The sequence below is a fragment of the Chryseobacterium candidae genome, from assembly GCF_004916905.1.
GTDB classification, from domain to species: Bacteria; Bacteroidota; Bacteroidia; order Flavobacteriales; family Weeksellaceae; genus Chryseobacterium; species Chryseobacterium candidae.
Window position 1 is genome coordinate 14,277 of record NZ_SDLV01000003.1, and the last position, 13,689, is coordinate 27,965.

Genomic DNA, 13,689 nt, shown 5'->3' on the forward strand with positions numbered 1-13,689 from the left:
ATATTTGAATGAACGAATGATGCAAAGGTAGTTCTTTTCTTTTAATTTCAAAAAAAAATTATTTTAATATTTAAAAAAGCCCTTAAACACAAGCATTTCAAGACTATATTAATAATTATTCAGATGAAAAAAATTGGAATTACTTGTCAAAAAAACTAACTTCGTGTGGAAAAATGATGAGATATGACCGCCGAAAAAGATAGATTACAAGATATCAAATGGAAAAACTGGGGACCTTATGTAAGTAACCGGCAGTGGGGAAATGTACGCGAAGATTATAGCCCGAACGGGAATGCCTGGAACTTTACCAATCATAATAATGCCGAAAGCTATGCCTACCGCTGGGGTGAAGAAGGCATTGCCGGTATTTCTGACGTAAAGCAGCTTTTGTGTTTTGCTCTTTCGTTCTGGAACAAGAAGGACAAAATGGTAAAAGAACGGTTCTTCGGATTGAGCAATCCTCAGGGGAACCATGGGGAAGACATCAAAGAAATCTTTTATTATCTGGATAATACGCCTACTCACAGCTATATGAAAATGGTGTATAAATATCCAATTAATGAATTTCCTTACGATGAGCTTGTTGCAGAAAACGGAAGACGCAGCAAAAAGCAACCGGAATATGAGATTTTCGATACCGGAATTTTCGATAATGATGAATATTTTGATATTTTCATTGAATACTGTAAAGCCGATCACAATGATATTCTTGCCAGAATAACAGTATGCAACCGAAGTCAGCATGAAGCTCCTATTCTGGTAGCTCCGACTGTATGGTTCAGAAACAACTGGAAATGGGGATACAATACGTATAAGGGAGAAATCAATGCATCTCCCGACGGAAGTATTAACATTGGACATGACAGCATTTCGATCAAGAAATTCTATTCCAGGAATTTAAACGCAGAAAGTGTATTTTGTGATAATGAAACCAATACGTCTAAACTTTACGGAGCTCCTGCTCCTGAAAATATGTATTTCAAAGACGGAATCAATAATTTCATTACTGATAAAACGAATACAGTAAATCCCGAAAAGCGGGGAACAAAAGCCTCTTTTCTGATTGATGAGCTTATCGGAGCCGGAGAATCAAAAGTTTTTGAATTCAGATTATGCCCTGAAGAGACCGATGAGCCTTTTGAAAACTTTGATGCCATTTTCAATACGCGGCAGGCTGAAGCTGAGGAATTTTATAAAGAAATTCAGAATGACACCGTAAACGAAGATGAAAGAAATGTACAGCGACAGGCTTTTGCCGGACTTCTCTGGAATAAACAGTTCTATCATTATAATATAGGAAAATGGCTGAAGGGTGATCCCAACTTTGAAGCACCAAGAAATTTCAACGAATATGTAAGAAATACAGAATGGAATCATCTCCATAATAAGGATATTATTTCTATGCCTGATAAATGGGAATATCCATGGTATGCAACATGGGATCTGGCATTTCACTGTGTTCCTTTTTCCATCATTGATGCTGAATTTGCCAAGGGACAGCTTTTGCTGCTTACAAAAGAATGGTACATGCATCCCAACGGACAGCTTCCTGCCTATGAATGGAATATGAGTGATGTGAACCCTCCTGTACATGCATGGTCATGCTTCCGGGTTTTTAAAATTGATGAAAAAAATAACGGAAAGCCGGATTTATTATTTTTAGAAAAAGTCTTCCAGAAATTGCTGCTTAATTTCACATGGTGGGTGAACCGGAAGGATAAAAAAGGGAAAAATATTTTTGGTGGCGGTTTCCTTGGTCTCGATAATATCGGAGCTTTTGACCGGAATATGGAACTAAAGGATGGCCAGCATCTGGAACAGGCAGACGGAACAAGCTGGATGGCGATGTATGCACTGAATATGATGCGTATTGCGATGGAACTTGCCCAATATTACAAGGTGTACGAAGATATGGCGATCAAATTTTTTGAACATTATCTTTATATCGCTGAAGCGATGGAAAATCTGGGTGAAGGCACAAAAGGTCTCTGGAATGAAGAAGACGGATTTTTCTATGATGTACTACAGCTCGGAAACGGAGACAGTGTTTCTTTAAAACTAAGAAGTATTGTAGGTTTAATCCCTATGTTTGCCGTTGAAATTGTAGATCATCATTTATTGGAAAAGATGCCGAATTTCAGGACCAGAATGGAATGGATCTTAAAAAATAAGCCGGAACTCACCAAGCTGGTTTCCCACTGGGACGAAGAAGGACAGGGAAGAAAACACCTGATGAGTATACTCCGCAAAAACAGACTGACAAAGGTATTGACCAGAATGCTTGATGAAAATGAGTTCCTGAGTTCTTACGGAATCCGTGCCATGTCTAAGGTATACGAAGAAAATCCGTTTGTATTCTCAGTACATGGAAAGGAAAACATGGTCTACTACACGCCGGCAGAAAGTGACAGCCGCATGTTTGGCGGAAACAGCAACTGGCGCGGACCCATTTGGTTTCCTATCAACTTTCTGATTGTAGAAAGTCTGCAACGTTTTCATTATTATTATGGAAACAGCCTGAAAGTAGAACTTCCAACAGGCAGCGGCGACAAGAGAAACCTTGATGAAGTGGCTCAAAATATCAGCAAAAGACTTTGTTCTATATTTTTAAAGGATGAACATGGGCAAAGGGCTTTCAATGGAGGGAATCCGAAATTCAATTATGATGAACATTTCAGAGATTATATTACCTTCTTTGAGTATTTCCATGGAGATAACGGCCGTGGCGTAGGGGCTTCCCACCAAACAGGATGGACCGCCACTGTAGCGAAACTGATAAAACCAAGACTCACCTTTTAATAAGCAATGAGTAATTGGTAATGAGTAATAAAAAAGAGGCTGTCTCAAAAGTGTCATTCTGAACGAAATGAAATGTAGTGAAGAATCTCATATGTTTGGTTATCAATGAGATTCTTCCTTCGTCAGAATGACAAAAGCCAGATTGTTTGACTTTTGAGACAGCCTCTTTGCTCTTTTATGTAAGAGATTAAATTTTTTCTCCGTTCAGATACACTTCGTATCCGATTTCTACATTCGGTTCCAACGTTTTGGATACGGAACAGTATTTTTCAAAAGAAAGTTCCGCAGCCTTTTGTGCTTTTTTAGGATCAATTTCTCCTTCCAGAAGAAATTTAACGGTAATTGATTTAAAAGGTTTTGCATCCTCTACCTGTACTCTTTCTCCTTCTACCTCTGCCTGAAAACTTTTGATCTCCTGACGCTGCTTCTTTAAAATAGAAACTACATCAATTCCGCTGCATCCTGCCACAGCCATGAGTACACTTTCCATCGGGGAAACTCCTTTGGCTCCCGGCTGGGAAGTATTATCCAAAAGAATGGAGTTTCCCTGAGCGTTGGTACATTCAAATAAAAAGTCGTCGTTTATTCTGTTAAGTGTAATTTTCATTATTTATTGCTTATTGCTTCTACAAAGTTATAAAATTCCTCTCGCTTTTATCTCCAGATATTTATTGATAACATCAATATTCAAATTTTCAGGAAGGGTATATACTGTATAGATTCCATATTTGCGGAGTTCCTGGATGATCAGTTTCTTTTCAAACTCAAATTTTTCAGCAATGATTTCGTCGTAGATTTCCTGCGTACTTTCAGGATTTTTGTTGATCAGCGTCTGCAGTTCGGAATTTTTAAAGAATATCACTACCAGCAAGTGGTTTTTAGCAATTCCGCGAAGATACTTCAGCTGCCGGTTCAGCCCGTCCAGGGTTTCAAAATTGGTAAAAAGCAGAATCAAGCTTCTTTGATTGATGGAATATTTTACGTCCTGATACAAACGGTTGAAATCACTTTCGAAAAAATCTGTTTTGATATTATAAAGAGCTTCAGAGATTTTCTTCAACTGTCCGGATTTATTATCTGCAGCAATTTTATTCTCCGCTTTTTTAGAAAATGTCATCATTCCGGCCCGGTCTCCTTTTCTTAAAATAATATGTGATAATGCCATCGTTGCATTGATGGAATAATCCAGTAAGCTTAATCCGTTGAAAGGCATTTTCATGGTTCGTCCTTTATCAATCAGCATAAAAATACGTTGTGATTTTTCATCCTGAAACTGGTTAACCATTAGACGATTCGTTTTGGAAGTGGCTTTCCAGTTGATCGTTCTGATATCATCTCCTGGTACATATTCTTTAATCTGCTCAAATTCCATGGTATGTCCCAGTTTTCTCACTCTCTTGATTCCGCCTAACAAAAATTCACTCTGAATGGCCATCAGCTCGTATTTTCTGAGATGAATAAAAGATGGATAAGAAGGAAGCATGGCATCTTTCTGGAAAATAAATCTTTTGGAGACGAATCCCAATGGTGAAGATGCATACACATTCAAACCTCCGAAATGATATTCTCCTCTTTCCTTGGGTTCTAATGAATATTGAAAAAATGTATTCGCTCCGGACGCAATCTGCTTCTCAATCAAGAAATCTCTTTTCTGAAACTGGAACGGAATTTCATCAATAATTTTAGTGGTTATGGTAAAGCTGTAATTGTTTTTAATATCAATTTTCACAAAGTTCTCATCTCCGTTAGAAAGCTTTTCCGGCAGAATTCTTTGAACCTGTAAGGCATTTTTTTGATTAAAAATCAACAAAAAATCTACCATTGCGGCCAGAAAACATAGCAGGAGTACGATATGGGCAGCCCACATCAGTACCGGAAAGAAAAATGCAAGGACATACAGAATCCCCACTCCGATGAGTGCAAAAAAGAAACGTGTATTAATGTATAAGTTTTTCATGGGTTGGGTTGCAGGTTGCAGATGAAAGGGTTTAGAAATTATAATCCAAACTCTTCTCTCTACTAACCTATCTCGGTATTTCTATTCCTTCTAAAATCTGGCGGATAATTTCATCTGCGGTAAGACCTTCCATCTCTCTTTCCGGAGATACGATTACTCTGTGCCTTAAAACAGCGTAGCTTGCTTCTTTAATATCTTCAGGAGTTACAAAATCTCTTCCTCGTAATGCCGCAAATGCCTTTGATGCCGTAAGAAGTGCTAATGAAGCTCTTGGGGAAGCCCCTAAATATAAGAATTGGTTTTCTCTTGTATTGATGATAATTTTCGCAATATATTCCATCAATTGGGCTTCCACAATGATTTCTTTTACCAGATGCTGATAGTTTTTCAATTGTTCAGCTGTAATAACGCGGTTGATTCCTTCTGTTTTATCCTCTTTTTTACTTTCGTGCTGATTTTTAATGATCGCGATTTCCTGTTCAAGATTAGGATATCCTACATTGATTTTGAATAGAAAACGGTCCAGCTGCGCTTCCGGAAGTCTATACGTTCCTTCATGTTCGATCGGATTTTGAGTAGCGATCACCAGGAAAGGCTCTTCCAGAGTATAACGTGTTCCATCCATTGTGATCTGTCTTTCTTCCATAACTTCAAATAATGCAGACTGTGTTTTTGCCGGCGATCTGTTGATCTCATCAATCAGGATGAAATTGGAGAAGATAGGCCCTTTTTTAAATTCAAATTCTGAGTTTTTCACATTGAATACGGATGTTCCCAAAATATCAGAAGGCATAAGATCCGGTGTAAACTGGATTCTGCTAAACCCTACATCAATGGTTTTGGCTAATAATTTCGCAGTGATTGTTTTCGCGACTCCCGGAACTCCTTCAATAAGAACGTGGCCGTTGGAAAGTAATGCGGCCAAAAGATGTTCAATCATCTTCTCCTGTCCTACGATCACTTTTCCGATCTCAGATTTTACTTTCTCCAGACTTGCACGAAGTTCTATCATATCGATTCTCGACTGAAACTGCTCTTCCTGTTTATTAAGATTGATAGCGCTTTGGTTTTCTATATTGGGGTTATCAAAGTTTTCCATAATAATTTTAATTTGTCTGTTTAACAATGCTTATCTACAATTAAATTTATGTTAACGAGCTTAGATTTTAGCATTGAAAACTTTTATATGGTTAGGTTATTCTATTGTTATATTATTTAAGTATTTCATCAAGGAGCTTATTGATCCTTGTAAGATCTTCTTTCATTACGCTGGCGTAAGGGTCCTGAGCTTTTTTGATAAGTGCCATAGCTTCATTGATCATTTCCATGGTTTTCCCGGTTTTCAAATGTAATTTTTTCGCAAATTCTTCATCTAAATGCTGGGTATCTATCAACAGATCCATTCTCACTTTGTTCAGAAAGTACTGAGCTTTCTTGGCCATCATATCATGAAAATCGCCTTCCTGAAGATACAGATTTCCAATGCTTTTCACAAAATCAAGGGAAGTATTTCTCAATGGTTCCGTTACAGGGACTATTCTTTGTTTTCTTTTTGCATTAAAGAAGATAAAAAGAATCAAGCCTCCTAAAAATATCCACCAAGCATATTTTAAAGCCGGATTTGACAATATAAATCTCATAAAAAACCGTGATTCAGAGCTTTTGTTTGAGATAAACCATAGGGTTTCCCTATCCTGAAGATATGAAAACACGTCCTGAGCGTATTTCACATTTCCGGGTTTCAGAAGATAATAATTCGTTAGAAAAAGTGGTTCCGCATGCGCATAGATGTATCCCTTACCAAACTTTACTTTGATAAAGTTCGCCTGATCTGTATTCTTTCTTTCTACCGTTTTTCCAAGTACTTCCACTCTGGGTTTAATGAATGAAAACCCTCTACCCGATGGGAATTTATCCAGCTTAATGAAATCATTCTGAAATTTTTTATCGGTAAGTTTCAATACATTTTCTTCTTCAAAAGAGATTTCAGAATCATAATATCCAATGCTGTCTGAAATTTCTTTAGGCATACGGGTCACCATCAGAAATGCGTCTGAGCCTTCAGATACCTGAGTCAGAATTTTATTCCAAGACTCTCTGTCAATATTATTTTCAATAACTACAATATTGTGAGGGGACTTTTTATGCTGGCTGTAGTATTCGTAGGGGATCTGCTCAATTTTTTTCAGATTATTTTTAAAAAGATCTTTAGCTTCATTATTAAAAACAAACAATCCAAAGGGAGACTTTTCATTGATATCAAAATTCTTCCGCCAGTCTGTTGTTTCTTTTTTGTTAACTTCAAGCAATGCCAGAACAATCATCACAATGACGAAAATTACAGCATATGTTTTGAAAGTTTTATTCATGGTTATTATTGTTATGGTTTAAATGCCTGATACTGATTTTTAAATTTCTGGTAGCTTTCTTCTTCAATATTGAACTCTCCGTACCAGACATAATCAAAAATATAAGACAGATTAGAGAAGTCATTTTTCAGATGAGGAGCTTTTAGCTCTGCGGCATAGTCCTTATTTGTTTTTTCAGGATTCCAATTAATCAGTTTCTTGTCACTCAGCTTTTTTAAGATAAACAGGAATTGGTAACGAACTGCAGAACGGTAATCTCCTGCAAGTTCAAATTTTGCGATACTTTCAGGAAAATTAATTTCGTGGATATTTTCATGAAGCTCCTGCACATTAAGCTCCAATTTTTTATTCTTTTTACCAAAAATAAAATTTCCGTCTTTGCCCATGATATATCTGATGATGAAATAAAGCAGAAACCCAACAAGAATAATGGCAAAGAGACGAATAAGAACAGTCGTAAGTTCCGCCGACTTATTGAGTGCTGTATCTCCAAAGATTTCCTGTATAATCTGATTAATCTTCCGCATCAGTTTTTGAAAGAAAGATTCTCTCGGTTTTGAAACGGAGTAATCAAATTCATTTCCTTTATATCTCGACGGAATGTTTTCTTTGAATGTTTTGGGGTACACCTCATTCTCCGATACCGGATATTTCATCAGTACAGAATCTGCACGAAGCATATTCCTGTAATGTCCGGTTGTATATAATGAATCTGCCAGATCATCAGAAACCGGAGCATCATCCTGAGCCTGAACAAGCCCAAGAGAGAAAAAAAACAGTATGAAAAAAAGAATTTTATTCATTGATTCCAATCGTATCTATTTCTGCCAATTCTACTTTCTGGTGAAGATCTGTTCTGCTGTCATAATACATTAATCCCGCATTCACATACATCAGATTAGATAGAAAAAATGAAAGCAACATGGAAACTCCGTAGAATACAAAAAAAATGATTCCGGCAGTTCCGGTAAAAGGATTCTGTTCAAAATTTCCGTCCGGTGTAGAGGTAAGAAGCGATCCGTAAAAAAACATCATCGGGATAAATGTGAATATAGATGTTGCCATGTAAATGATAATAAACATTACAAAGGCAGATCCCCAATATTTCCAGAACGGAGATTTTTCACTTCCATGCGGGTAAGAAAACTGAGAACGCAAAGAATAACTCAGACTTCCCCAGAAGCCTCTGTCCGAATTAAAATAATCATACATCAGAAAGGTAGTAAAATTAAATATTGTTGGATAAAGCAACAGGATGAGAAACAACCCGATAATAATAAAAATCAGGATATAAGAAAAACCTACCACGAATAAAATTGCCGGAGTAACAATAAAGATCATTCCCAGACACAGCTTTACAATTCTACCGGCATTGTTTTTAAAGTCGCCAAGAATTTCATCTGTCTTTATTTTTTCTGCTCCCTGTGCAATTCTTTTTAAGTAAAAAACTGGATACAGATAATTGACAATCATCAGAATCATAAAAAGCAGGAAAGTCAGTAATCCTACTGTAATCAGCATTCCGGAATTTTCTGCAAAATACTGTTCAAAATAATAGGTTTCTCCTCCAAGATTGGATCCGAATATCTGTGAAAAGAGCTCTTTATACCCGAAAATCACCACAGTTACCATTAAAATCAAAAGCAAACCATTGATCAGGATATAATTTTTAAAATAATTCTTCCCGTATAATTTGAAAAAATTGAAACTGTCACTGATGAAAGTTCCAAAATCTCTTTTTTTATAAAATTGCATCATGAATGTGTTTATTAGTTTTTTTATAGACAACTGACGGATATACAAAATAGTAGAATCCTATGATTGCCAGTGAGCCTAAAATAATGATCAGGTTCAAAAGCAGAGGCATCTTCAATGCGTGTCTGGTGACATAACCTTCTATAATCCCTGCACAAATAGTGAAAGGAACCGTACTCAAAAATATTTTAAATGAATCTTTAAATCCTTTTTTAAAAGAATTAAATCTCGAAAACGTTCTCGGAAACAAAATAGAAGCTCCCAGAATCAATCCGCACATGGCTTCCACTACCATGGCAAAAATTTCAAAGACTCCATGAAGCCATATTCCTCTTGCACTCTCTTTTAATGCTCCGTAATCATAGAAAAAGTATTGAAAAGATCCCAGCATCACACTATTCGAGAGCAATGCAAACAATGTTCCCACTCCTCCTGCAATGCCGTAGATATATAATTTTGCCCCTACCTGAATGTTATTAAAGATAATCCCGATTGTACTTCCCCAAGTGCTTCCACTCTGATACACTCCTACAGCATTGTTATTTTTAATATTTTCAATAGTTTCATTCACATACCCTTCACCCAAAATAATATTGACAAAATCTTTATCATAGATGGCAGAAAGTACTCCTATTGAGGTAAATAAAATAAAAAAGAGAAAGGCATACATCAGATATCTCCGGTACTGATACATCAACAACGGAACTTCTGTTTTAAAAAAATAAACCAGCCTGTTCTCCTCTACCCTTTTCGTTTTATAGATTTTCTGAAAAATCCGGGCAGATAAATGATTTAAATAAACAGTAGTGTTACTTTTAGGATAATACGTCTGGGCAAAAGAAAGATCGTTGATCAGGTTTATATACAGTGAAGACAGGTCATCAGGATTTTTTTTTATTTTCCCTTGAATAACCTGTTCGATTCCCAACCATTTTTCTTTATTTTGTTTAATGAAATAAACTTCTCTCATAATTATTAAGGCTAAAATAATAAAAAATATGTCTCAAATTGCGATAAATACCTCACAAAATGTAAATATTAACTTTAATATTGCAGGCGTAGGAGAAAGGATGCTTGCCTTTATTATTGATCTTCTGATCAGGATTGCCTACGTGGTAATTATCCTGTATCTGTTCTTCAATATTTTTGATTTGGGATATCTTTTAGAGGGTCTTGACAGCTGGTCAATACAGGCTGTATATCTTGTCCTTACCTTTCCTGTTTATATTTATCCCCTTGTAATGGAAAGCTTGATGGAAGGTCAGACTCCTGGTAAAAAGCTCATGAAAATCAAAGTAGTGAAGATTGACGGTTACCAGGCAAGCTTCGCTGATTATATGATCCGGTGGGTCTTCAGAATTGTAGATGTTTCATTTGCCGGAGTAGTAGGACTTATTTCTATGATTGTTTCTAAAAATAATCAGCGTTTGGGTGACATAGCTTCCGGAACAGCTGTTATTTCTCTAAAGAACAACATCAATATTTCTCATACAATCCTGGAGAATATCCATGAAAATTATATTCCTTCTTTCCCTCAGGTGATTGCTTTGAGTGATAACGACATGAGAATCATCAAAGATAATTATACCAAAGCTCTAAAAGTAGACGACCGCCAGATCATCAGTAAACTGTCTGAAAAAATCAAAAGCATTCTGAAACTGGAAATAGATCCCACTAAAATGACGGAAAGACAGTTCATCAATGTTATTATCAAAGATTACAACTATTATACAGGAAAAGACAATTAGTAGAGTTGATCGTCAATTTTGCTTCGCAAGTGAACGGTTAATTTAAAAATGTTGAAAAATTAACAGCAAAGCCTATTCTCTATTGCTTATTGCTTATTGCTTATTGCTTATTGCTTATTGCTTACGCAAAGCTCGGTGCAATTTTTGTATATTTATCATTAAAGTCCTGAATCATGAAATTTGAAAACAATAAATCCGGAAACGGCGGAGTTCTTACTTTAAACAATGAAACAAAAGAAGTAGGGAGACTTACCTATACAATTTTCCCTGAAGATCATAAATTCATTATTTCTTTTGTATTAGTACACCCTGAATTCGAAGGGAGAGGAATGGGAAAATTTTTAGTGGAAGAAGCCATCAAATTTGCCAGAGAAAACAATTGGAAAGTATATCCGCACTGTTCCTATGCAAGATCTGTGATGATGAGAATGAGTGATGTGGACGATATATTTTTAAAGAATTAAAACTTCGTTGAGCAGGATATCTTCAATATCATCCGGATAATCTACTTTTAGATGATGATCGGAAGCTACCCACTCCATAATTTCCTGAAGACTTAAAACCTTGGAATTGGGTATTCCCATTTTGTCAAGAGCACATGCATTGCATTCCTGTTCATATTGATTGTGGATAGGAATTACGAAAAGTTTTTTATCCATAAACAATGCTTCTGCCGGACTTTCAAAACCTGCGTTGCACAAAACCCCTTCACAGCCTTCAAAGTATTTCAAATACTGAGTTTCATCAATAGGAAATACTTCCACGTTTTTCACCCTTACCTGTACTTTGCTGTATTTTGAAAATACTTTCCACTCCACAGGAATTTTTCTTAAAACCTTAATAATATTCTCATCTGCAAAACTGGGAAGATAAACAAGATAATATCCCTGTTTATAAGGATTCAGATTTCTGATCTTTCTTCTGATTACAGGTTTTTTGATCTGTGGATGATAATTTTCAAAATGGAATCCTATTTTTCTTTCGCTGGGAACATAATATTTAAGAATAATTTCCCCCAGAAAATCTTTTTCCTTTGGTTTGGGGGTTTCAGGAAAACTCATGGAAGCCTGGTGGCTGAGTTCTATCATTGGCAGCTTTTTCAGCTTGGAAGCCCAACCTGTCAGAGGTTCATAATCATTAATAATTAAATCATACTGTGACAGTTCCAGCTCTCTGATTGTTTTAGCTGCTTCAAAGAATTTATTTTCGGTAAATGTTTTTCGGTAAGATAAGCCTCCTGTCTTATTATAGAGAAGAGAAATACCTTTGTATTGAAAATTAATATCAAAATCAGCCTTCAATTGCGATTGATGACCACTGATCAGGGTATCCACAGATGCATGTTTTTTGAGAAGAGGAATGATTTCCTGTGCTCGGGCGACATGCCCGTTTCCAGTACCCTGGAATGCATACAAAATCTTCATTTAGGAAAAGTTGGTTACAATCTTTAAAAGAGCTGAATTATCCATCTCCTGGATTTCTTCTGCTTCATCATCTTTCAGTAAATGTTTATGCTCATCATAATAAAAAATACTCCATTGTTTATCATGATACTCCAAAGCAGAAAGATTTTCTATCCAGTCACCGGAATTCAAATAAGTACAGGATCCTTTTTTATTAACTACCTCACGAATCTGAGGCTGGTGGATATGCCCGCACACCACATAATCATATTGGTTGTCAATAGCCAGCTCAGAAGCCGTCAATTCAAAATCTCCGATATATTTTACCGCTTTTTTCACATTGTTTTTGATCTTCTTTGAAAATGAGTATTTCTCTTTACCCATTTTTTCTAAGAACCAATTTACAACATTATTGATAATAATCAGAAGGTCATAACCTTTTCCGCCGAGTTTGGCGATCCATTTTGAGTGCTGGACGGATGCATCGAAAACATCCCCGTGAAAAATCCAGGTTTTTTTCTGATCGATATTCAGACAGATTTTATTACAGACTTTAAGTTTTCCCAGTTCAAAATCTGTGAACTTACGGAACATTTCGTCATGATTGCCTGTAATATAATAGACATCTGTGTTCTTGGTAGCTAATGAAAGAATCTTTCTGATTACTTTCAAATGAGGTTTAGGGAAGTAAGACTTTTTAAATTGCCAGATATCAATAATATCACCGTTTAAAACTAAAGTTTTAGGCTGGATAGAATTGAGGTATCTCAACAGTTCTTTAGCCTTACATCCATAAGTTCCCAAATGAACATCCGATATAACAACTAATTCAACGTTTCTTTTCATAGTTTTGTACAAAGAAACTAATTGAAAATTAACTGTATATGAATGCTATATTATTTTTTATAAAGAGTTCATCAGCTCTTCAGTAATTTCCATATTGTGATAAACGTTCTGCACATCATCATCCTCTTCGAAACGCTCAAGCATTTTCATATTCGCTTTGAACTGTTCTGCGTTTACTTCTTTTGTATTATTTGGAATTCTTTGAAGTTCTGCACTTTTTGCTTCAATTCCCAACGCATCCAATTTGTGAGATAAAGAACCAAAATCTTCAAAAGCTGTGGTAATCATTACTTCTTCTTCATCTTTTTCTACATCTTCTGCTCCTCCGTCAATCATTTCCATTTCGAAATCATCCCAATCCATTTTGATCTGAGCCAAATCTATTGTAAAAATTCCTTTTCTGTCGAAAATAAATGCTAATTCACCATTTTTACCAAGGTTACCGTCAAACTTGTTGAAGATAGCCCTTACGTTGGCTACAGTTCTTGTTGTATTGTTTGTAGTACATTCTACAAAAAATGCAACACCACCTTGTCCATAACCTTCATAAGTGATTTCTTCATAGTTTTCTGCATCTGCACCACTCGCTTTCTTAATGGCTCTTTCAACATTATCCTTAGGCATATTAGCCCCTTTTGCGTTCTGGATACATCTTCTCAACGCGGGATTGGATTCCGGATCTGTTCCACCTGCTTTTACAGCCAGTGCAATATCTTTTCCTATTTTAGAGAATGTCTTGGCCATTTTATCCCATCTGGCCATTTTAGAAGCTTTTCTATATTCAAATGCTCTTCCCATTTTAATTTTTAAAT

At 36.1% G+C, this 13,689-nt stretch carries 13 protein-coding genes; 3 read left to right on the plus strand and 10 right to left on the minus strand.

Features of this window, described 5'->3' with window-relative positions:
• Positions 1 to 183 precede the first annotated feature (183 nt).
• The gene (locus tag EK417_RS00785; RefSeq protein ID WP_110366395.1) at positions 184 to 2,799 is read left to right on the plus strand and encodes an MGH1-like glycoside hydrolase domain-containing protein; all 2,616 of its coding nucleotides are present in this window, start codon (positions 184 to 186) and stop codon (positions 2,797 to 2,799) included.
• A gap of 187 nt (positions 2,800 to 2,986) precedes the next feature.
• Here EK417_RS00785 and EK417_RS00790 read toward each other — a convergent pair whose 3' ends face one another.
• From EK417_RS00790 to EK417_RS00820, 7 genes are all read right to left on the minus strand, one after another.
• On the minus strand, positions 2,987 to 3,406 hold the full coding sequence (locus tag EK417_RS00790; RefSeq protein ID WP_110366396.1) for an OsmC family protein: 420 nt from the start codon (positions 3,404 to 3,406) through the stop codon (positions 2,987 to 2,989).
• Between the two features lie 27 nt (positions 3,407 to 3,433).
• Positions 3,434 to 4,756 carry a DUF58 domain-containing protein gene (locus EK417_RS00795; RefSeq protein WP_136521072.1) on the minus strand — a complete coding sequence of 441 codons (1,323 nt, stop codon included), beginning with the start codon at positions 4,754 to 4,756 and terminating at the stop codon, positions 3,434 to 3,436.
• 67 nt (positions 4,757 to 4,823) lie between these two features.
• Positions 4,824 to 5,855 carry an AAA family ATPase gene (locus tag EK417_RS00800; RefSeq protein WP_181446063.1) on the minus strand — a complete coding sequence of 344 codons (1,032 nt, stop codon included), beginning with the start codon at positions 5,853 to 5,855 and terminating at the stop codon, positions 4,824 to 4,826.
• Positions 5,856 to 5,967: 112 nt separating this feature from the next.
• Entirely contained in the window at positions 5,968 to 7,125 is a 1,158-nt protein-coding gene (locus tag EK417_RS00805) for a DUF4350 family protein (RefSeq protein ID WP_136521073.1), read from the minus strand.
• Between the two features lie 11 nt (positions 7,126 to 7,136).
• Positions 7,137 to 7,928: a DUF4129 domain-containing protein gene (locus EK417_RS00810; protein ID WP_136521074.1), complete on the minus strand. Its 792-nt coding sequence runs from the start codon at positions 7,926 to 7,928 to the stop codon at positions 7,137 to 7,139.
• Complete coding sequence (locus EK417_RS00815; RefSeq protein ID WP_228457863.1) at positions 7,921 to 8,880, minus strand: DUF4013 domain-containing protein; 960 nt, start codon at positions 8,878 to 8,880, stop codon at positions 7,921 to 7,923. The genes EK417_RS00810 and EK417_RS00815 overlap by 8 nt, the downstream gene beginning before the upstream one ends.
• A complete protein-coding gene (locus EK417_RS00820; RefSeq protein ID WP_136521075.1) occupies positions 8,867 to 9,850 on the minus strand; it encodes a stage II sporulation protein M in 984 nt (327 codons plus the stop codon). Before EK417_RS00820 ends, EK417_RS00815 begins: the two co-directional genes overlap by 14 nt.
• Positions 9,851 to 9,878: 28 nt before the next feature.
• Here EK417_RS00820 and EK417_RS00825 point away from each other — a divergent pair, with 28 nt between their 5' ends.
• Together EK417_RS00825 and EK417_RS00830 are read left to right on the plus strand one after the other, a co-directional pair.
• A complete protein-coding gene (locus tag EK417_RS00825; protein WP_076596960.1) occupies positions 9,879 to 10,628 on the plus strand; it encodes an RDD family protein in 750 nt (249 codons plus the stop codon).
• A 173-nt stretch (positions 10,629 to 10,801) separates the two neighbouring features.
• Positions 10,802 to 11,092 (plus strand): GNAT family N-acetyltransferase, encoded by a 291-nt coding sequence (locus EK417_RS00830; RefSeq protein ID WP_062673684.1) that lies wholly within the window; start codon positions 10,802 to 10,804, stop codon positions 11,090 to 11,092.
• Here EK417_RS00830 and EK417_RS00835 read toward each other — a convergent pair.
• Genes EK417_RS00835 through EK417_RS00845 form a run of 3 tightly spaced genes read right to left on the minus strand, consistent with a single transcriptional unit; the run spans position 11,081 to position 13,675 of the window.
• Positions 11,081 to 12,052, minus strand: a complete 972-nt coding sequence (locus EK417_RS00835) for a glycosyltransferase family protein (protein WP_136521076.1) — start codon at positions 12,050 to 12,052, stop codon at positions 11,081 to 11,083. The two genes, EK417_RS00830 and EK417_RS00835, sit on opposite strands and share 12 nt — an antisense overlap.
• On the minus strand, positions 12,053 to 12,877 hold the full coding sequence (locus EK417_RS00840; RefSeq protein ID WP_110366403.1) for a UDP-2,3-diacylglucosamine diphosphatase: 825 nt from the start codon (positions 12,875 to 12,877) through the stop codon (positions 12,053 to 12,055).
• A 57-nt stretch (positions 12,878 to 12,934) separates the two neighbouring features.
• On the minus strand, positions 12,935 to 13,675 hold the full coding sequence (locus tag EK417_RS00845) for a YebC/PmpR family DNA-binding transcriptional regulator (RefSeq protein WP_076596963.1): 741 nt from the start codon (positions 13,673 to 13,675) through the stop codon (positions 12,935 to 12,937).
• Positions 13,676 to 13,689 lie beyond the last annotated feature (14 nt).

What these genes read in the sequence shown, in the direction of transcription:
- EK417_RS00785 (WP_110366395.1), top strand. Translation starts at nt 184, where the DNA reads ATGACCGCCGAAAAAGATAGATTACAAGATATCAAATGGAAAAACTGG.
- EK417_RS00790 (WP_110366396.1), bottom strand. Translation starts at nt 3,406, where the DNA reads ATGAAAATTACACTTAACAGAATAAACGACGACTTTTTATTTGAATGT.
- EK417_RS00795 (WP_136521072.1), bottom strand. Translation starts at nt 4,756, where the DNA reads ATGAAAAACTTATACATTAATACACGTTTCTTTTTTGCACTCATCGGA.
- EK417_RS00800 (WP_181446063.1), bottom strand. Translation starts at nt 5,855, where the DNA reads ATGGAAAACTTTGATAACCCCAATATAGAAAACCAAAGCGCTATCAAT.
- EK417_RS00805 (WP_136521073.1), bottom strand. Translation starts at nt 7,125, where the DNA reads ATGAATAAAACTTTCAAAACATATGCTGTAATTTTCGTCATTGTGATG.
- EK417_RS00810 (WP_136521074.1), bottom strand. Translation starts at nt 7,928, where the DNA reads ATGAATAAAATTCTTTTTTTCATACTGTTTTTTTTCTCTCTTGGGCTT.
- EK417_RS00815 (WP_228457863.1), bottom strand. Translation starts at nt 8,880, where the DNA reads ATGCAATTTTATAAAAAAAGAGATTTTGGAACTTTCATCAGTGACAGT.
- EK417_RS00820 (WP_136521075.1), bottom strand. Translation starts at nt 9,850, where the DNA reads ATGAGAGAAGTTTATTTCATTAAACAAAATAAAGAAAAATGGTTGGGA.
- EK417_RS00825 (WP_076596960.1), top strand. Translation starts at nt 9,879, where the DNA reads ATGTCTCAAATTGCGATAAATACCTCACAAAATGTAAATATTAACTTT.
- EK417_RS00830 (WP_062673684.1), top strand. Translation starts at nt 10,802, where the DNA reads ATGAAATTTGAAAACAATAAATCCGGAAACGGCGGAGTTCTTACTTTA.
- EK417_RS00835 (WP_136521076.1), bottom strand. Translation starts at nt 12,052, where the DNA reads ATGAAGATTTTGTATGCATTCCAGGGTACTGGAAACGGGCATGTCGCC.
- EK417_RS00840 (WP_110366403.1), bottom strand. Translation starts at nt 12,877, where the DNA reads ATGAAAAGAAACGTTGAATTAGTTGTTATATCGGATGTTCATTTGGGA.
- EK417_RS00845 (WP_076596963.1), bottom strand. Translation starts at nt 13,675, where the DNA reads ATGGGAAGAGCATTTGAATATAGAAAAGCTTCTAAAATGGCCAGATGG.